A 17,330-nucleotide genomic window follows, 5' to 3' on the forward strand; every position below is an offset into this window, starting at 1 on the left:
TCGAAGCGGTGGGCGGGCCGGGGTGCGGTGGTCGTGGTGGTCATGGTGGGCCTTCCTGTGCAGCAGTGGGAGAAGAGCAGGGGCGGGACCGGCGCGAGCCGGTCCCGCCGGGTGGGCTAGCTGAGCCCTGCGGCGTCGGCGGGGGTGCTGTCGCCGGTGACGACCTGCTCGACCGGGGAGAGCGCGTATCCCCAGGCCGCGAGCTGGCGGAAGTGCTCGGCAGTGCGCTCGTCGCCGCGTCGCCAGGACTCCTTGCTCGTGTGCGCCTCCTGGCCTCCGAGCACTACGGCCAGCGCGACCAGACGGGCCTTGGCGGGGTTCGCCTCGACCAGCGCTGCGAGGGCGTCGGCGCGGTAGCCGGAGGGGCGCTCGATGCGTAGCAGCGTGTGCGCGAGGTCGCTGCCGCCCGTCATCCCGGAGGACACCGCGAACCGGTGAGCGGTGAGGCCGAGAGCGATGACGCGATCCGCGTCCTTGGGGAGGGTCTTGCGGGCGAGGAACGTCGCGATCCACTCGCGGCGCACCTTCTCGGCCGCGTTCCACGCCTTGTTGTTGGCGATGAGGACCTTCCGCTCCGCGGACTTCTCGGCCCGCTCCTCTTCGGCCTCCTCCTCGGTCTGCGGCTGCTCGGGGGCTCCGTAGGCGTAGGTGAATCCGGCGGCGGTGGGGTCCTGGACGAGGAGGGTGACCTCGACCTCGCCGCGCCAGCTGGTGTCGATGAGCACTCCGCGGCCGGGAGCGGCGGCGACCTGCTCGGGGGTGACGCCCTTCCCGTCCTCGCCGCGCAGCTGCCGCACCGGCGTCCACGTCGCTGCGTCGCCGTAGGCGTCGGAGCGGGTGAGGATCTGGAAGCCGTTGCCGGTGTACTCGGCGGCGGTCGCCGCGAGGAGCGCCTGGTGCGCGGCCTCGTCGCGGAGGGTCTGCGCGGTGTGCTCGAACTGGGCCGGGTCGTGGGTGGCGACCTCGATCAGGGTCGCGCGGGCGTCGGCGTCGTCCTCGAACTCCAACAGCACCGCCGCCTGGTCCAGGGTCAGCTCGTGCTCGTGCAGAACGGACGTGACGGTCGCGGACTCCGCGACCGCGAGGCCCTTCTTCACCGCGTCGGTCTTGATGCCGGTGCGCTTGGCGATCGCTGCGGCGGTGATGCCCTCGAACGCGAGCTGCGCCCACGCGGCGGTGCGGTCCGCGACCGAAAGTTCGGCGCGCTGGTCGTTCTCGATGATTTGCTGAACGATCCGGTCGGCGGTCGTCTCGTCGCCCTCCACGACGTAGACCGGGATCGTGGGCACTCCGGCCTCGCGGGCGGCGAGGGTGCGGCGCTGTCCGGCGCGGACGATGACGTTGCCGTGCTCGTCGCGGCGGGCGAGGACCGGGGTGATGACCCCGTTCTCGCGGATCGACGCGATGAAGTCCTTCGTCAGCGGGGCGCTGGTGCGGACGTTCGCCTCGATCACGAGGGTGGTCGGGTCGATGTGCTGAACGGTCCCGGTTCCGGTGGTGATAGTCACGATGGTTTCTCCTTGATCGGTGTGCGATCATTGAGGCGACAAGTCCCGTGGTTCTAACCCAACTACGGGGCTTTTGTCGTCTTCCTGATCGTTTTTCTTTGCCTCTCCGGCGAGTGAAAACCAATTGAGTGGAGTCGGCGGAGTGACGGCTCTCTCGGGCGAAATAAGGGAGCGTGCGACCGCGTCCGAGAGAGACGGCACGTAGCCGACGGAGCGAGATAGGTTGAAACCGCGGAGAGGTGAAGAAAACGGGTAATCCGGCCGCGTAGCGGCTCCCGCCGGCGGTGCTCCGTCACCGCTGCGCGAGTGCAGCTCGCGCCCCCGGAACGGGGAAGACCGGGGAGTGTGAGGGGGTCGCCCCTCACGGGTCGGCCCGCAGGCCGGCCCGCGCCGCGCGGCTACCGGTCGGCGGGCTCGTAGCAGTTGGCGCAGTCGCACGGCCCGCTGGGGTTTTCCGCCCGCTCGACGGCCGCGATCTGCGCGGCCTGCTCCGCCGGGGAGAGCGCCTGCCACTCCTCATCCGCGCGCCGGTTCGACTCGATGCGCGCCGCACGCTCGTCCAGCGTCTCCGGGGTCGGGGTGAGGAAAGCGGCCAGTGCCGCGCCGGTGTCCTGCTTGTCGGCGGGGGTGAGGAACGCGATCAGCGCGGCGGCGTAGGCGGTGCCGTCGTCGGTGACGGGGAATCCGCCCGGGGCTCCTTCGCCGGGAAGGGTGAGCGTGTTGCGGATGTGCGCGAGGATCTCGGCGTCCGTGGCGGTCGCGTCGTCGTCGGACTCGGCGCGGCGGGTGTCGAGGATGAGGGCGAGCTGCTCGGCCGTGGCGCGGCCGGTGTCGGTGGGGGTCATGGTGTGGTCCTCTCAGCGGTTCAGGAACGGGGCGACGCGGCTGATCGCTGCGCGGCGGGCGTGGGCGACGCAGTGGCGGAACGAGCCGCTGGTGATGCCGTGCAGCTGGTCGGAGTGCCACGCCTCCCAGACGCCGGACTTGCGGCGGGTGACGAGCACGGAGGGCGTCGTCTTGGGGTCGGTGCCCACGACGCGGATGCTCACCGCGCGGGTGTTCGCGAGCGTGAGATAGGTCTTAGCCGTGGTCTGCAATTCGGTGGCGGTCTGCATGGTGTGGGTGCTCCCTCTGGCTGATCGTTTTTCTTTGCCTCTCCGGCGGGGAAAACCGTTTGAGTGGAGACGGCGCAGTGACGCCGATAGCGGGCGAAATAAGCCCGCAGGGCGCGTCCGATAGCGGCGGCACGGAGCCGGTGGAGCGAAATAGGTTGAAACCGCGGAGAGGTGAAGAAAACGGGTGGAATGGGCCGCGTCGCGGCCTCCAATCGGCGGTGCTCCGTCGCCGCTGCGCGAGTGCAGCTCGCGCCTCCCGGAACGGGATGCCCGGGGAGTGTGAGGGGGTCGCCCCTCACGGGCCGGCCCGGGGGCCGGCCCTCGCCCTCAGCTCGCGGCGGCCGTCTCGGTGGCGGCCTTCTCGGCGGCCGCGGCGCGGGCTGCTTCGACCTCGGCGGCGGTGTGGTGTCCCTGCACGTCGGCGTAGTTCACCTTGTAGGGACGGGTCGTGTCGTTCCAGTCGAGCGCGACGGTCACGCTCTTGGGGTTCACGCGGGTCACGATGTGCCAGCCGAAACGGTGCTTGATCATGTCGCCTTTGGCGATCGTGTCGCGGCTGTGGATCGTGACCTCTCCGGCGGCGGCCTGGGCCTCGCGGACGGCGGTCCAGTAGGCGTGCTCGTCCTCGAGCTGCGCCCGCTGGGTCAGCAGCCGCTCACGGTAGGCGCCGGTCGCGGGGGTCGTCGTCTCGATGTAGCCGCCGCCGAAGTTGTGCGAGCTGCCCTCGATCTTCCGGCTGTACCCGCGGATATCGGTTGCGATCCGCTCGATGCGGCGGGCGACCATTCCGGGCGCGTACCGGTGATCGGTGGTCCCGGCGGCGACGTCGGCGCGGGCGCGGGCGCGGGTCGCTTCGCGGTCGGCCTCGACGCTGCGGCCCATCGCGTTGTGGGCCTTCTCGATCGCGTTGCGGTGTCGCGTTTCGGAGTGGTGGCCGATCTTGATCGGCTCGCCGCCCTCCGGGAGCCGATCGAACGCGCGGCGCGCGGCCTCGTCGGCGGTGTCGGCGTCCGCGGCGCGCCGGTCGGCCTTCGCATCGAGCGCGTCGACGCGGGCGGCCTGGCGCTCGATCTTGTCCGCCTCGGCCTCGGCCGTGGGCCGGAACGTTTCGGCGGCGTCGATCGTGACGACGTGGCCGGCCTCGCGCAGCGCGGTCGCGGCGCGGTTGATGGTCCACCACTTCGGGAGGCGGTCGCGGGACTGCGGGACGTACCAGGCGGTGATGGAGCGACCCCAGCGCCAGCCGGACGCCTTCAAGATTTCGGCGGTGCCGTCTCCGCGGCTGGTGCCCTCGATGATCGTTCCGGCCTCGGGGGTGTGGGTGATGGTGAGCATGCTCTGTCTCCTTCTCGGGTCGGTGATCAGTCGTTGGCGAGGTAGTCGGCGGGCGTCTCGCTGCGGTCGTGCAGCGCATACGCGGCCGGGAACAGGTCGAGCGCCCGGGCGACGGCGACCGGCACGACGACGTAGGCACCGGAGGCCATGTAGCCGACGAGGCCCGCGGCCAGCGGCTCGACGGGCTCGAAGTGCTGCAACGTCACCCCGGGGAGCCCCGCGCGGCCCTGACGGGTGACCAGGTGCACGGCGGGCGTCTGCTTGGTCACCGGATCACGGCCACCGGCGCCGACGATGACCACCTGACGCGCGGTCCGGCTGATCCCCTCGGCCCCGGGTCCGTGGTTCTCGCTCTTGATGACTTCGGTACGTGTGCCGCGCTGCTCGCTCATGGCGTCTCTCCCTCTGGCTGATCGTTTTTCTTTGCCTCTCCGGCGGGAATGACCGTTTGAGTGGAGGCGGCGGAGTGACGCCGATCACGGGCGAAATAAGCCCGGAGGGCGCGTCCGGGATCGGTGGCACGCAGCCGGTGGAGCGAAATAGGTTGAGACCGCGGAGAGGTGAAGAAAACCCGAAGGATGGGCCGCTGTGCGGCCTCCCCACGGCGTCGCGGAGCGACGCTGCGCGAGGACCCTCGCGCCCCCGGAACGGGCGTCTACGCCGCGCTGAGCGGGGTACAGGGGATGACAGAGCGCCCGGCTTGCGAAACGTGCCGGGTGTGGTGGGGCTGGGCTAGCGGCCGAGCCCTCCGTGGTCAGGGCCGCGGGTGGGCCTTCTGCTCGTGGGGAAGCTCTGAGCGGCTGCGGCGCGTGTCTGCACGAGGGCCGTGTCGACCAAGGGGCGCCCGAACGCGGTGCGGGACTGGTCGACGTCGAGAGTGCGCGGCTGTCCTTCGCCGGGGGTGTTGAACCGGCGGAACCGCATCACGGTCGCGCCGGTTTCCGCGAGCTGTTCAGCGGCGAACTCGGGGAGGGAGCGGCCCTCGGGTCCGGCGTAGACGTTGCGGGCGTACTCGCTGGGAACCCATCGGCCGCCGAGCTCATCGGCGCCGGCGAGGGCGCGCTCGTAGGACTGCTGCCAGCGGCCGGCGATCCGCGCTTCGGACAGCTCGAATGGGACCTCGACGTCGATCACTTCGACGCTGTAGCCGGCGGCCGCGAACTGTTGCCCCAGCTCGACGGCCTTGTCGGGCGAGGAGAGCACGGTGTCGATGACGACGTTCTGACCTTCTCGCATCGCTACCTGGCGCAGCTCCGTCGCAAGGAGGGAGGATTCTTCGTGCACGAGGGAGGCCAGCTCGAGCGGGAAGAACTTCTCCCCCGCCGCCTCGGCGGCGCGGACCTCCGGCGGCAGGATGGCGCGGTCGTAGCTGCCGTCCTTGATCGCTTCGGTGAGTAACGCCCGCTTGAACTCGTCGGCGTCGACGGTGAGCCAGGCGCTGCGGTCGGAGCCGAGCACGTCTGCGAGGACGGTCGACTTCCCGGCTCCGGGCGGGCCGGCGAGGATGATCGCCTTTCGCTCGTGACGCACGTCAGGGAACTGTGCGCGGTACTCGGCTAGGAGGCGGTCGTGGAGCAGCTGGCGTGCAGCGCGCGGCTCGAATACCCCGTCAGGGTCCCGGCGGAACCAGTTGCGATTGTTGACCGTCGCGCGCTCGCTCGCCGGGCTCAGTGGGCCTCCCGCTCGCGCCCACGCGCGCACCGTTTCGCGGTGCGTGGCGATCGCTGACGAGTCCTCCCCCGTCACCGACCTTGCTCGCAGTAGCGGTCCAGGATCTCGTCGTAGGTGTCTGCCTCGATCAGGTGCTCACTGAGCGCACGCCGGACCTCCGCGAACTCCCCCGGGTCCAAGGTGGTCCAGTCGTAGCCGTCGCTGGGCGATCCGGGGCGATACGACCAGCGGCCAAGCTCATCGATGACCTGCTCCCTCGTCAACTCCCCCGCGTCGTAGCGCTGGGCAATCTCGTAGGGCGTCGCGCCGGAGAACCCGGGGCGCACGTCGGGAACCGCGGCCGCGGACTTCAGGGCGCTGTTGACGGAGGGTTGAGAGATACCGATCTGACTGGCGAGCTGCTTTTGCGTGGTGTCCTGGGCCACGGCGCGCAGCGCGCGAAGGTAGGACACGCGCGTCACGACCTGCAAGCTGCGCAGCCGGCGAACAGTGTCCCCATCGGGCCTCTCAGCGATCGACACGGCAACCACCTCCTATAGAACATTCTATCTCAGCGCGAGAGCCGCCGACAGAGGTCACCGCGCGTGCGCTGTTGCCAGCTCTCCCCAGTGCGTCGTCGCGCGCAGAGACAGCGCTTCGCGTTTCATCGTCCACACCGGTCCCTTGCGGATGCCGGCGAGGCCAAGCCCGACCGCAGCGCGGCCGTGGCGCTTGGTCACGGCGTCGATCGTGGCGCCGATGCCCTTGGTGTCGAAGTCGTTGTCGAACACGTCGAGCAGGGCGTGAGAGCCCTTCGCGGACAGGTTGGTGAGGATCACGCCGGCGCGCACGTAGCGCGCGCCCTCGCGCAGCCTGGGCACGAGAGTGCCGGTGGCGGCCTTGACGATAGTCACCGGATCGTCGGTGGGGACGGGGAAGCCAGCCATGCCGCCGGCGGACTCGTAGGGCGCGTCGGCGTAGGGCGACGTCGACGCGAACACGCTCATCGTCTTGGTGACCGACCCCTGCGCCCGGAGGCGGTGCGCGGCGCGCTGCGCGTAGACGGAGAGCACCTGCTCCATGTCCGCGATCGTCGTCACCGGAGTGGCGAACGAGCGCGAGAAGATCAGCTGGTCCCGAACCGTGCGGGCGGCCTCGAGCGGGATGCAGTCGACGCCGCGCAGCTCATAGACCGAGCGCTGCAAGACGACGGAGAACTTCTTGCGGATGAGCGCGGGGTCCGCGTCGCGGAGGTCGCGGATCGTGTGGATGTTCAGCTCTGCGAGGCGCTTCGCGGTGCGGCCAGCGACTCCCCACAGCTCGGTGACGTGCTGGGAGGCCATGAGGCCGTCCATCTGCTCGGGCGTGTACCAGTCGGTGTCGCACACTCCCCCGAGGCTCGGGTGCTTCTTCGCACCGCCCTTGTTGACGAACTTCGCGAGAGTCTTGCTCGGCCCGAAGCCCACGCAGACCGGCAGGCCGACGTTCTTCGCGACGGCCGCGCGCATTGCGCGGCCGATCTTCTCCCGCTCCGTCACATCGCCGTCGACGCCGACGAAGCTCTCATCGATCGAGTACACCTCCTGCCACGCGGAGTACCGGCCCAGCAGCTCCATGACGCGCGCGGACAGCTCGCCGTACAGCTCGTAGTTGCTCGAGCGGGCGATGACCTCCGGGAGTCGGCCGGCTCTGATCAGAGGTTCGATCTTGAACCAGGGGGTGCCGTTCTCGATGCCGAGCTGCTTCACCTCGTCGGAGCGGGCGACCACGCAGCCGTCGTTGTTCGACAGGACGACGACGGGCCGCCCGCTCAGCTTGGGATCGAACAGGCGCTCGCACGACACGTAGAAGGAATTGACGTCGATGAGGCCGATGCGGCGCTCAGAGCGCACGGTGGAGCCGGTGAAGGCAGACGGTGACGACGCCCCACACCTGGAGGTCGCTCAGCTCGGGGACGACGATCGGGGGATAGTCGGGGTTCTCGGCACGCAGCACCACTCCCCCGCGGTGCAGTTCGAGCCGCTTGACGGTCAGCTCGCCGTCGAGAATCGCGATGACGACGCTGCCGTGGGTCGGTGTGATCGAGCGGTCGACCACGAGCTCGTCGCCGTCGCTGATGCCGGCGCCGGTCATGCTCTCGCCGGACACGCGGACGATGAACGTCGAGGTCTTGTCGCGGATCAGGTGGTCGTTGAGGTCAAGAGAGCCGTCGAAGTAGTCCTGCGCCGGCGACGGGAAGCCTGCGGCCACCGCGTCGCCGGTGACGAGGAAGGCGATGGAGACGGCCTCCTCGGCCGGTGTGGCTATGCGGTCCACGACGGTGACGCTCATGCCACCCTCCCTCGCTTAGTCGAACGTGTGTTCGAATGCGTTCGAGTGTATGTCGACTCCACCGACATGCGATCACGGCCCAGGCGGCGGGCGGCTCGACAGGTTTCGGTCGGGCGTGTCCTACCCAGATACCTATATAGGTATCTGGGTAGCTTGCTATCTGTGTAGGTATCAAGATAGGTTGCTGCCATGCAGACGATGATGATCTACAGCGAGAGCGGTGGCGCGACGAAGAGCACCACCGCCGTCTCCCTGGCAACGGTGGCGGCGGAGGACGGCAAGCGCGTCATCCTGATCGACCTCGATCCGCGCGGGGCGACGACCAAGTGGCTCGACGCGCAGCCCGTCGACGTCGGACTCGACGTCGGGGCGATCCTCGGCAACCAGGACCCCCGGGGATGGGCGGACGAGCTGGCCGTGCCGTCACCGTTCCACGAGAACCTTCGAGTCATCCCGTCCGACCGCAGCGTGAGTGCCCGCGAGACGGACGACCCGGGGGAGGTCGGGCATCGTCTGGCCGACTCGCTCGAGGGAGTGCCTGCCGACCTGGTGATCATCGACTGCCCGAACCGCCAGGGCGGCTCACTGATCTTCAACGCTCTGACGGCGGCCGAATCGGTGATCTACGCGGCCACGCCGACCGCGGACGGCGTAGACGGGTTCCTGGGGGCACAGGAGAGCGTGATGCGCTACAACGCCACCAGCGGCCGCCAGGCGGTCGCTGAGGCCGGCATCATCGTCGGCGGCTACAAGGAGACGGTAACGCCGCGCGAGGCGACCCACAGCATCGAGCAGATGCGGGGGACGGGCCTTCTGCTGACGCCGCTCATTCCACATCGGACGATCGTGGGGGAGGTCCGGTACTCGCACGACTGGTACGGCCGCTTCCGCAAGGGAGCCCCCGTCGCCCAGGCATACCGAGAACTCGCACGAAAGGTGATCCGATGACCAACGAGGACCGCCCCCAGAGCCTTCCCGCTCGACGGGCACAGCCGGCGCCGGACCGGCGCGACCCGATCGACTCGAAGCCGCGCCCGGCGCCGGCTCCTGCTGTGGCCGCACCGGCGACGTCGGCCCCGGCGCGAACGGGTGCCACGGCTCCTCGTTCTCGGCCGCGGAAGGCGCCTACGGAGGTTCTGCACGCCGATATCGAGGCGGAGCTGTCGTACTACGTCGAGGACCTGCGCGTCGCAACAGGACGAACCAAGCGCGACATTGTGGAGTCGGCGCTGCGCGAGTACCGCGATCGCAACCCGCTGGCCTAGCCAGCCGCGTGGTACTAGATAGCCAGATACCTATATAGGTATCTGGCTATCTTGCTTTTGACGGGGCGTCAGAGCGTGGCTGCGCACCAGGTTGTGACGGCCTTCTCGAAGACAGCCGGGTCAGCGTTCCATTCGAGGGCGTGAGCGGAGGGCCGGGCGGGCACGAGAGGAGCCTGCTCGTGCGTCTGGCTGAACGCACGGGAGTCGCTGAACGGGGTGGTGCGGTCACCTTCGGAGTGGATCAGGAGTGCAGGCACGGGGACTTGCACTGACGCTCGGGTCCAGTCGAGAGCGTGGAAGTCCAACGGAACCGGCGACCCGAGGAGGCGGCTGAGGATCGGCGTCGCGAGGGCGGCTATGGCCGCGGAGGCGATGACGCGGGGGACGCCGGCATTGGCGGCGCTGTAGAGCACGCTGCTGCGCCAGCTGAGGACGGGGGAGACGAGGATCAGCCCGGCGATCTGCGAGCGGTGCGCCGAGCTCGTAGCGAGGCGCAGAGCGATCGACGCTCCGCTCGACCAGCCCACGAGCAGGACGCGGCGGGCTCCGCGCTCGAGCGCGAGAGCGATCGCGGCGTCGACGTCGGGCCACTCCGTCTGCCCCAGGGTGAAGGCATCCAGCGGCGCAGGCGGGCCTTCTCCGTCGCCTCGGAACGAGGGGACCAGTGAGGTGTACCCGGTCCTTCTGAGGGCGTGAACGGAGCGGAAAGCGCCGTCTCGTCCGGACAGGCTGCCGTGAACGTGGATCGCCCAGGTGCTCGCGGCGTCTCCGTCGCCGGGGAACAACCACGCGGGCGCGTCGCCCAGCTCAGTTGCGACCGGAACCTCCCGGGCCTCGGGGTCAAGTTCTTTCGCCGTGGCGAACACGTTGCCGATTGGTCGGCTGACAAAGCCGGCGGCGGGGGAGGGGCTGCCGGGAGGGACGGTCAGCGTTCGCTCGATGCCGTCCGCTCCGGTGCGCAGAATCGGGCCGAGAACAGCGTGCCGAGATTCGTCGTCGTAGAGCAGCCCGAGGGTACCGTCCTGCTTGGTGATCGGCGTGGGCGCGAGCACGATGCGATCGGGCGCCGGAACGGCGGCGATTGGTGTCGGCTTGCTGCGCTGGGGTCGGATGACGCGGCCGGCCACGGTCGCGACGATCCCGACGCCGGCGGCACCGACGACGGCGGCGGGGATCGCGATCCAGAGGGCTCCCACGAGGGCTACGCGGCCTTCCCGATGCCGTTGCCGCCGATGACCCGAGGGGTGAATGCCCGGTCGGGTGAGATGAGCGCCCGCAGGCGCTCGAGCGCAGCACACGCGGCGGGAGTGAGGTCGATGTCCCCTCGAACCTGAGCGTTCTTGGTGCTCACGAGCACCTGCTGAGCGTGAGCGATGAGTCGGCGCTCTCCGAGATAGGTGGTGATGGTCGGCCGCTCAATGAGGTTGTGGCGGACGGCGTAGCGCGACGCGCGAGCGACGACGAGGCGGTGGCGGATGGGGAGAACGATCGCGGTCCATCCGATGCCCAGCATGATGATGAGCAGCCCGAGGAAGAAGGGGATTTCTGCAGCGTTCCATACGGAGTAGCGGAAGGCGTCTCCGCCGTATCCGAAGTGCGAGGCGGTAAGGAAGCCGATTTCGATCAGGCATCCCACGGTTGTCACGGCGAAGCCGGTGGTGAACACGACCTGCACTCCGCGCCAGTTGCGGCGGGCGTTGATGATCGAGGAGACGGACAACCACACGAGAGTCGCCATGTAGGCCGATCCGTAGAGCCACACGGCCGTCTGGTCGAGGCGATCGATGATGAAGTCCTTGCTCGTGTCTCCGCGGTCGCGGATGAGCAGGAACGGGACGATGTAAGAGCCGAACATGAGGGCGAGGCCCCACCGGCTGCCGATGCGGCCTTCGCCGCCGGCGCGACGTCCGAGAGCTTCACGGAAGAACCAGAATGCGGACGTGGCCGCGAGGTCGCGGACGAGGGTGATCACGTTGGATCCACCCAACAGGGTGTCGTAGGTGTCGAACGGGACTGGCCAGCCGTAGGTGGAGAGGGCGACGATGCCGCTGACGGTGGCCCAGAACGCGGGGCGACCGGCGGGTGACGCGATGGCACGGGGCGCGCGCACCATCACCAGGGCGATGAGGAGCGCGAGGCATACCTGCTGGATCATCCGAAATACGTTTCTTCGCTCGTCCTATTGAGTGTTTGGATGCGGCGGACCATGGCGAAGGCTACTTCTTCGATTGCAATCTCCGCCTTGGCTTCCACACTGTCCGGATCGTCGGTAGGCGCGCAGAGGTGCGTGGCGCCGGCCCTGCGGTCGGGGTGCACCAGGCGCGGGATCTGCTCGCTGAACCAGGCGTCGGGAGCGTAGACGAAGAGGATGTGAGCGAGCTCGTGGCAGGCGTTCTGGCTTTGGTAGTGCAGCTCGTCGCTCTCTCGGCAGACGACGGTGCCGAACTCGGCCGTGTCGATCCACAAGCCGGTGACCGTTTTGAGGGCAGTGCTGGCGGAGGCGATCAAGTAGATGGGCTTGCCGTAGACCTTCTCGACAGCCGCTTGCAGGTCATCCCACGTCGCGGCCGCGGGAAGGGCGAGCTGCGCTACGAACTCGTCGGCGGCTTGGACGATGGAGCCGCTGCGACCCTGGCCGTTGCGGCGGAGCATCCGCCACCGGCCGCGGCCTCGTTCCGTGGAGTCTGACGCCATAGGTGGACTCCGTTCGCCTGGCCGGGACAAGCTCATCCACTTTAGACGGCATTGCGCGCAGGGCGAAGCTGCGAGCCCGGCGGGGCGGAGCGTGCGCTAGCGGCGCAGCTCGGTGACGATTTCGGAGACGACGGCAGCGATGCCGCGCAGCTCGGCGGGCTCAATCGTGCCGAGGGAGCGCGCAGCGACGCGCTCGATGCCGAGGGTGCGCATGGCACCGTCGAATCCCAGCCGCGCCTCCACGGCTTCGACCAGCTCGGGATCGTCGCGAAGGAGGTAGTCAGGGTCGATGTCGAGTGCTTCGGCCACGGCGAAGAGTACGTCGACTCTCGGCGCGGAGGGGAGTTGCCCGGTCATGAGCAGGCCCCATTCTTGGCGGTCGATCGAGGCCCCGCTGAGGAGAAGGATCTCGGAGATTTTGGTGCGGGAAGAGGTCGCATCGAGGCCACGTGAGTTGAAAACGAGCGAGAGACGGCGCGCCAGTTCGGCGGGCCGGAGTGCGCTGGATTCTTCACCCGTGGTGTTTCCGTCTACGACGTAGCCAACCAACTCCTTGAAGGCTACGCGCCCGCGAAGTTGCTTCACGAGTGCATCCAGGTCGGCGTTGGTGGCGTGCACGAGGGCAAGAAGTACCGGTACCGGCATATCTCGCTCGCCCTTGATGTAGCGGAGGACGGTCCGATAGGGGAGGCCGGCTCTTTCGGCCGCGGCCTTCACGTTGAAACCGGCTTCGTAGATGGCGCTCTTGACGGCCTCGCCTATTGCGGCATTGACGTTCGTTGAGTCCACCTCCACACCACGATTCTAGGTCGGCGGGTGTCGCCTGCCGTCAGTGTAGACAGGCAGTGTCCCATTTGGGCAACTCCCGAGTGTCCAAACGGGCATTTCTGGTCTAGGTTGGTGCTCACGGCGATGAAGGGGACCACCGGCATGAAGCACACACGGCAGCGCAACAGCGTTCAGCTCGGCGCGGTCGCCGTCGCAGTCGGGCTCGCCTTGGCGGGTTGCTCGAGCAGCGAACCGGCGGTGCAAACGTCCTCAGGCTCGACTCCTTCTGTATCGGCCACGCCCTCCGTTGAGGCATCCGCTGAGGAGACGCCCGATGCCGAGTCGGTGCCGCACGACCACGACGCCGAAGCTGACCCGGATGCCGAAACCGACTCGACGGCTCTCGCGACCCGCGCAGTGACACTGTTCTGTCGTCCGTCCCTCGACTACGACACGTGGATCGCTGAGCTGTACCCGGTGCTGTCGCAGGCTGCGGCGGTTGCTTACGAAACCGTCGACCCGGCGAACGTGCCCTGCACGGGCGTCACCGGTACCGCGCAGATTCGGGACACCGACGGTGCCTACACCGCGCGCGTCCTGGTCCCCACGGATGCCGGCGACTACTCGGTGTACGTGCACCGCCCCCTCGACACCTCTCCGTGGGCTGTCGAGCAGATCACCCCCTTGGCATCGGAGTAACCCGGTGGCGAAGGGGGGAGTGGGGGTGCTGGCAGCGATCATGGTGCCCGTCGTCGCGATCGCGATGCTCCTGTGGGTGCTGTTCTTCGGCGGCTCGGCCGCTGCGGCATGTCTGCCGGGCGGGGGACCGGTCAACGTGGCCGCGATCCCGGCAGATGCTCGAGTCGGTGGCTACGGCCACGATCAGCTCGTCAACGCGGGCCTGATCGTCAACGCCGGGGCCGCGAAGGGCCTCGGCGCGGACGGGCAGACGCTCGGCGTGCAGACGGCGATCGGTGAGTCCTCGCTGGTGAACATCAACTACGGGGACGGGGCGATCAACCCGGACGGCTCGGTCGCTGACTCGATCGGCCTGTTCCAGCAGCAGTCGAGCTGGGGCACCGTCGAGCAGCGCATGGACCCCACGACCTCCGCGGGCTTCTTCTACGACCGCCTCGTGGCAGTCGAGGGCTGGCAGACGATGGAGCCCTCCATCGCGATCAACAAAGTCCAGCGCAACGCCGACCCGAACCACTACACGAAGTACCGCGCCGACGCCGTGGCGATCATGGCCTACCTCGCCGGCCTCGGCAGCACCCCGGCCGCGACGACCGGGGCCGCAGTGCCCGTGTCGACGTCGACGGCCACGCCGCCCCTCGTGGCCGCCGGATGCGCGGCTATCTCTGGCGATGCGCAAGCTCTCGCGCAGGGCCTCGTGAAGGCGATGGATGAGGGGCGTCTGCGCTTCCTCGAGGACCGCTACGCGCAGCAGGTCCGCGACGTCGCCGCGGGCACCGCGTCGGCAGACTGCGGCCTCGACGTCCGCATCCTCCAGATCATCACCATTGCGCTGAACACGTTCGACACGGTGGGCGTCTCCGACCTCAACCGCAAGTGCACGAACGAGACCGGGCTAGGGGCGGGCACCGCCTCCTCCCACTACATCGACGGCGGCGGTCACGCGGTGGACTTCACCGCATTCAACGGCACCGCCACTACGGGCTGCGACGCGAACGCCTTGCAGCTGCTCAGCGTCCTCGACCCCCAGGTGCCGAACGGCTCGCGGGCCGGCCAGATCCAGTGCCGCTCGACCCACTACACGAACATCGGCGGGTTCTACGACACCCCGAACCACCTGCACTTCGACATGGGCCTCACCGACGCCCCTCTCACCCTCGCCGGATAACCGGACCTTCTCGGCGCCCCAACCGGCGGCACCGATAACCCCGCACCACCAACCAAGAAAACGGAGCACACCATGTCTGTTCTCGCTCTCTCCTCCGAGCTGATCACCGCCGCCGGCGCCCTCGCCGGTGTCGTGCCCGACCCGGGCCCCGGCGGCATGCCCCCCGGGTTCGAGGCCTTCACCACCGTCATGGGCTGGGCCAAGTGGGTCGGCCTCGGCGTCGCCGTCGTCGGCCTGATCATCCTCGGCGTCACCATGACCGTCTCCGCCCGCCGCGGCGAAGGCGGAGAAATCGGCGGCTGGCTCGGCCGCCTGCTCGTCGGCGTGATCATCGTGTCCGCCGCGTTCACGATCGTTGGCTTCCTGATGGGCGCGTAGCGTCCCGGGGAAACCAACCGATCAACGAAAGGCACGACGTCATGAGCGACACGGGATCCCGCAGCCCCTTCACCAGTCGAGGATTCATCTTCGGAGCGATCATCTTCGGAGTTCTCGTACTGGCGGCGATTCTGCTCGCTGTCACGTCCCTCGGCGGTGGTGGCGGGCAGCAGAGCGCGCCCGCCACCACCGCGACGCCGACGAGCGCGGCGACGCCCGAGGCCGACGCGGACGCGGACGCCGCAAGCGTCTGCGGACTTCCCGGGTACGAAGAGAGCGGCACCCTGACCGCCGCCCCCGTGACCGAATGGACCATCGTCGGCACGATGGCCGCTCCCGGAGGCGCCGACGTCGGCCCGGGTGTGACCGACAGCGACGGGCTCCGCCGCTGCTACGCGCACACGGTGGAGGGTGCTCTGTTCGCCACGGCGAACATCTGGGCGATGGGTACCAACGGAAGCCTTGGCGACTCCATCACCGACAAGCTCTCGGTCCCCGGGCCTGGCCGCGATTCGGCAATGGCTCGCCAGAGCTCCAACACAAGCAACGGACTGAGCGCTCAGATCATCGGTTTCAAGACGCTGGCCTACACCGGCGACGCCGCGACGATCGATATCGCGTTCCGCCTGAACACGGGAGTACAGATGAGTATCGCAACGGAGCTGCGCTGGTCGGAGGGCGACTGGAAAGTCCAGCTCACCGACGACGGCCAGAGCTCCTACCGCCCGGTCACCCTGCAGAGCCTGGGTGGCTACGTGCCATGGGCGGGTGTTGAGTGAACCCCGCCGCCGCTACGGACGCCCCCTGCGACTTCTGGGACCTCGGATGCCAGGCCGGTCAGGGCCTCGGTGAAATCGTCTCTCAGGCATCGAACGATGCCTTGCAGCAATTCGTGAACAACATCCTCGAGGGCTACGGCAAAGCGATTGTCTCGCTAGGCACCCTCTGGGTGAACGTCCCCTCCCCGGTGACCGTGGTCGACAGGGGAGGCGGCGTCAACGGCGGCGGAACCCCGCCGCTGCCTGAGGCATTCGAGACGATCCTCGGTTACGTGACGTGGGTCGCCGCGGGCCTCGCCGTCATGTCGCTCATCATCGCTGGCGTGATGATGAGCAGCCGTCGTCGCCACGGCGACGGCGAGGCGCACATGGGCCGCATCGGCGTCATCATCCTCGCCGTGTTCCTGCTCTCCTCGGCATCCGCGCTCGTAGCTGGGTTCCTCCCGCTGGCGATGCACCTCAATGAATCCTCGAGCGTGGTCGGCTGGGTGCAGGGGCAGCTCGAGTGGTACGCCGGCGGCCTTGCAATCCTCTCGATCCTCGTCGCCGCGGGCCGCATGGTCTGGACGCAGCGCGCGGGCGAGCTGCGCACCCTCGCCCGCTCCGTGCTGACGCTGATCGCTGTCGCCGGGGCCGGCCTCGTCGTAATCCGTCTCGCCACGCAGGCGGGTGACGCCTTCTCCATCTGGATCCTCAACAACTCCACCAACTGCGACGTCACCAACGGTGAGAGCAACTGCTTCGGCACCAACATTTTCGCGATGATCAGCCTCACCGCGACCGCGCCCATCGGCCTGATCGGTCTGTTCTTCCTCGGCATGCTCGCCGTCCTGATGACCTATATCCAGATCGCTCTGATGATCTTCCGCGGCGCGATGCTCGTCGTCCTCGCCGGCATCTTCCCCATCGCCGCGGCCGCGACGAACACCGAAATCGGTCAGCAGTGGTTCAAGAAGGCGATGGCCTGGACTCTCGCCTTCATCCTCTACAAGCCCGCCGCCGCGATCGTCTACGCGATCGCGTTCCGGATGACCGGCACCGACCTGTTCAAGTCGGACGGCACTGGCCTCTTCCAGATTGTCACGGGCCTCGCACTGATGCTGATCGCGCTCATTGCCCTACCTGCGCTGATGCGCTTCCTCGTTCCTGCTATCGCCTCGGTTGGTGGCGGCGGCGGCGCAGGACTCCTGCTCGGCGCAGCAGCGGTGAGCGGGGCCGGAGACATTGCCACCGGTGCGATCCGGGCTAGCAACGGGGGCGGAAAGTCCGGAGGCGGAGGCGGCGGCTCGTCGACGAACGGACCGACCGGAAGTAACTCCTCTCCGGGATCGCCAGCGTCGTCATCCGGGATGGGTGCCGCGGGTGCGGCGCCTACCGGCGGTGCGGGAGCTGCAACAAGCGGAGCGGGTGCCGGAGCGGGTGCCGGAGCGGGTGCCGGAGCGGGTGCCGGAGCGGGTGCCGGAGCGGGTGCCGGAGCGGCAGCCGGAGGCGGAGCGGCCGCAGGTGGCGTGGCCGCCGCTGGGCCGATCGGCGCCGGTGTCGCCGTCGCGATGAAGGCCGCCGAAGGCGCCAAGCACGCGGCGGGAGCCGTGAAGTCGGCCACCGACGACGCCACGGGCAGCAATCAGAACGGGAGCTAGACC

The 17,330-nt window shown here is 68.7% G+C and carries 20 protein-coding genes; 7 read left to right on the top strand and 13 right to left on the bottom strand.

Annotated features, from left to right (window positions below; translation table 11 throughout):
• Positions 1-116: 116 nt before the first annotated feature.
• The 9 genes from C5D66_RS14810 to C5D66_RS14850 form a co-directional block, all read right to left on the bottom strand.
• Positions 117-1,508: a ParB/RepB/Spo0J family partition protein gene (locus C5D66_RS14810; RefSeq protein ID WP_104326956.1), complete on the bottom strand. Its 1,392-nt coding sequence runs from the start codon at positions 1,506-1,508 to the stop codon at positions 117-119.
• A 398-nt stretch (positions 1,509-1,906) separates the two neighbouring features.
• Positions 1,907-2,353 carry a hypothetical protein gene (locus C5D66_RS14815; protein ID WP_104326957.1) on the bottom strand — a complete coding sequence of 149 codons (447 nt, stop codon included), beginning with the start codon at positions 2,351-2,353 and terminating at the stop codon, positions 1,907-1,909.
• A 12-nt stretch (positions 2,354-2,365) separates the two neighbouring features.
• On the bottom strand, positions 2,366-2,623 hold the full coding sequence (locus C5D66_RS14820) for a hypothetical protein (protein ID WP_104326958.1): 258 nt from the start codon (positions 2,621-2,623) through the stop codon (positions 2,366-2,368).
• Between the two features lie 327 nt (positions 2,624-2,950).
• Positions 2,951-3,958, bottom strand: coding sequence for a DUF3560 domain-containing protein (locus tag C5D66_RS14825; protein ID WP_104326959.1), 1,008 nt, complete (start codon positions 3,956-3,958; stop codon positions 2,951-2,953).
• 26 nt (positions 3,959-3,984) lie between these two features.
• Positions 3,985-4,350: a hypothetical protein gene (locus C5D66_RS14830; RefSeq protein WP_104326960.1), complete on the bottom strand. Its 366-nt coding sequence runs from the start codon at positions 4,348-4,350 to the stop codon at positions 3,985-3,987.
• 340 nt (positions 4,351-4,690) lie between these two features.
• Positions 4,691-5,488 (bottom strand): zeta toxin family protein, encoded by a 798-nt coding sequence (locus tag C5D66_RS14835; protein ID WP_258065201.1) that lies wholly within the window; start codon positions 5,486-5,488, stop codon positions 4,691-4,693.
• 212 nt (positions 5,489-5,700) lie between these two features.
• Entirely contained in the window at positions 5,701-6,150 is a 450-nt protein-coding gene (locus C5D66_RS14840) for a hypothetical protein (protein WP_104326961.1), read from the bottom strand.
• Positions 6,151-6,204: 54 nt separating this feature from the next.
• A complete protein-coding gene (locus C5D66_RS14845; protein WP_104326962.1) occupies positions 6,205-7,500 on the bottom strand; it encodes a Y-family DNA polymerase in 1,296 nt (431 codons plus the stop codon).
• Complete coding sequence (locus C5D66_RS14850) at positions 7,490-7,939, bottom strand: LexA family transcriptional regulator (protein ID WP_104277457.1); 450 nt, start codon at positions 7,937-7,939, stop codon at positions 7,490-7,492. Before C5D66_RS14850 ends, C5D66_RS14845 begins: the two co-directional genes overlap by 11 nt.
• Positions 7,940-8,128: 189 nt before the next feature.
• On the opposite strand from C5D66_RS14850, the gene C5D66_RS14855 reads away from it, so the two are divergent.
• Positions 8,129-8,887, top strand: coding sequence for a ParA family protein (locus tag C5D66_RS14855; protein WP_104277458.1), 759 nt, complete (start codon positions 8,129-8,131; stop codon positions 8,885-8,887).
• Complete coding sequence (locus C5D66_RS16905; RefSeq protein WP_146083931.1) at positions 8,884-9,204, top strand: hypothetical protein; 321 nt, start codon at positions 8,884-8,886, stop codon at positions 9,202-9,204. Before C5D66_RS14855 ends, C5D66_RS16905 begins: the two co-directional genes overlap by 4 nt.
• Positions 9,205-9,272: 68 nt before the next feature.
• Here C5D66_RS16905 and C5D66_RS14860 read toward each other — a convergent pair whose 3' ends face one another.
• The 4 genes from C5D66_RS14860 to C5D66_RS14875 all read right to left on the bottom strand — a co-directional run bounded on the left by C5D66_RS14860 (position 9,273) and on the right by C5D66_RS14875 (position 12,693).
• Positions 9,273-10,400, bottom strand: coding sequence for a S9 family peptidase (locus tag C5D66_RS14860; protein ID WP_181125769.1), 1,128 nt, complete (start codon positions 10,398-10,400; stop codon positions 9,273-9,275).
• Between the two features lie 5 nt (positions 10,401-10,405).
• Positions 10,406-11,359 (bottom strand): hypothetical protein, encoded by a 954-nt coding sequence (locus C5D66_RS14865; protein ID WP_104326964.1) that lies wholly within the window; start codon positions 11,357-11,359, stop codon positions 10,406-10,408.
• The gene (locus tag C5D66_RS14870; RefSeq protein WP_104277461.1) at positions 11,356-11,856 is read right to left on the bottom strand and encodes a hypothetical protein; all 501 of its coding nucleotides are present in this window, start codon (positions 11,854-11,856) and stop codon (positions 11,356-11,358) included. Before C5D66_RS14870 ends, C5D66_RS14865 begins: the two co-directional genes overlap by 4 nt.
• A gap of 138 nt (positions 11,857-11,994) precedes the next feature.
• Positions 11,995-12,693 carry a helix-turn-helix transcriptional regulator gene (locus C5D66_RS14875; RefSeq protein WP_104277462.1) on the bottom strand — a complete coding sequence of 233 codons (699 nt, stop codon included), beginning with the start codon at positions 12,691-12,693 and terminating at the stop codon, positions 11,995-11,997.
• Positions 12,694-12,810: 117 nt separating this feature from the next.
• On the opposite strand from C5D66_RS14875, the gene C5D66_RS14880 reads away from it, so the two are divergent.
• The 5 genes from C5D66_RS14880 (at position 12,811) to C5D66_RS16910 (ending at position 17,327) form a co-directional block, all read left to right on the top strand.
• On the top strand, positions 12,811-13,365 hold the full coding sequence (locus C5D66_RS14880) for a hypothetical protein (protein ID WP_146082606.1): 555 nt from the start codon (positions 12,811-12,813) through the stop codon (positions 13,363-13,365).
• Between the two features lie 25 nt (positions 13,366-13,390).
• Entirely contained in the window at positions 13,391-14,530 is a 1,140-nt protein-coding gene (locus C5D66_RS14885) for a hypothetical protein (protein WP_146086963.1), read from the top strand.
• 72 nt (positions 14,531-14,602) lie between these two features.
• Positions 14,603-14,908, top strand: coding sequence for a hypothetical protein (locus tag C5D66_RS14890; protein ID WP_104277465.1), 306 nt, complete (start codon positions 14,603-14,605; stop codon positions 14,906-14,908).
• A gap of 41 nt (positions 14,909-14,949) precedes the next feature.
• A complete protein-coding gene (locus C5D66_RS14895) occupies positions 14,950-15,687 on the top strand; it encodes a hypothetical protein (protein WP_104326966.1) in 738 nt (245 codons plus the stop codon).
• Between the two features lie 101 nt (positions 15,688-15,788).
• Positions 15,789-17,327, top strand: a complete 1,539-nt coding sequence (locus tag C5D66_RS16910; protein WP_146086964.1) for a hypothetical protein — start codon at positions 15,789-15,791, stop codon at positions 17,325-17,327.
• Positions 17,328-17,330: the final 3 nt, after the last annotated feature.

It is taken from the genome of Rathayibacter sp. AY1B4 (assembly GCF_002932815.1).
Lineage (GTDB): Bacteria > Actinomycetota > Actinomycetes > Actinomycetales > Microbacteriaceae > Rathayibacter.

What these genes read in the sequence shown, in the direction of transcription:
- C5D66_RS14815 (WP_104326957.1), bottom strand. Translation starts at nt 2,353, where the DNA reads ATGACCCCCACCGACACCGGCCGCGCCACGGCCGAGCAGCTCGCCCTC.
- C5D66_RS14820 (WP_104326958.1), bottom strand. Translation starts at nt 2,623, where the DNA reads ATGCAGACCGCCACCGAATTGCAGACCACGGCTAAGACCTATCTCACG.
- C5D66_RS14825 (WP_104326959.1), bottom strand. Translation starts at nt 3,958, where the DNA reads ATGCTCACCATCACCCACACCCCCGAGGCCGGAACGATCATCGAGGGC.
- C5D66_RS14830 (WP_104326960.1), bottom strand. Translation starts at nt 4,350, where the DNA reads ATGAGCGAGCAGCGCGGCACACGTACCGAAGTCATCAAGAGCGAGAAC.
- C5D66_RS14850 (WP_104277457.1), bottom strand. Translation starts at nt 7,939, where the DNA reads ATGAGCGTCACCGTCGTGGACCGCATAGCCACACCGGCCGAGGAGGCC.
- C5D66_RS14855 (WP_104277458.1), top strand. Translation starts at nt 8,129, where the DNA reads ATGCAGACGATGATGATCTACAGCGAGAGCGGTGGCGCGACGAAGAGC.
- C5D66_RS16905 (WP_146083931.1), top strand. Translation starts at nt 8,884, where the DNA reads ATGACCAACGAGGACCGCCCCCAGAGCCTTCCCGCTCGACGGGCACAG.
- C5D66_RS14865 (WP_104326964.1), bottom strand. Translation starts at nt 11,359, where the DNA reads ATGATCCAGCAGGTATGCCTCGCGCTCCTCATCGCCCTGGTGATGGTG.
- C5D66_RS14870 (WP_104277461.1), bottom strand. Translation starts at nt 11,856, where the DNA reads ATGCTCCGCCGCAACGGCCAGGGTCGCAGCGGCTCCATCGTCCAAGCC.
- C5D66_RS14880 (WP_146082606.1), top strand. Translation starts at nt 12,811, where the DNA reads ATGAAGGGGACCACCGGCATGAAGCACACACGGCAGCGCAACAGCGTT.
- C5D66_RS14890 (WP_104277465.1), top strand. Translation starts at nt 14,603, where the DNA reads ATGTCTGTTCTCGCTCTCTCCTCCGAGCTGATCACCGCCGCCGGCGCC.
- C5D66_RS14895 (WP_104326966.1), top strand. Translation starts at nt 14,950, where the DNA reads ATGAGCGACACGGGATCCCGCAGCCCCTTCACCAGTCGAGGATTCATC.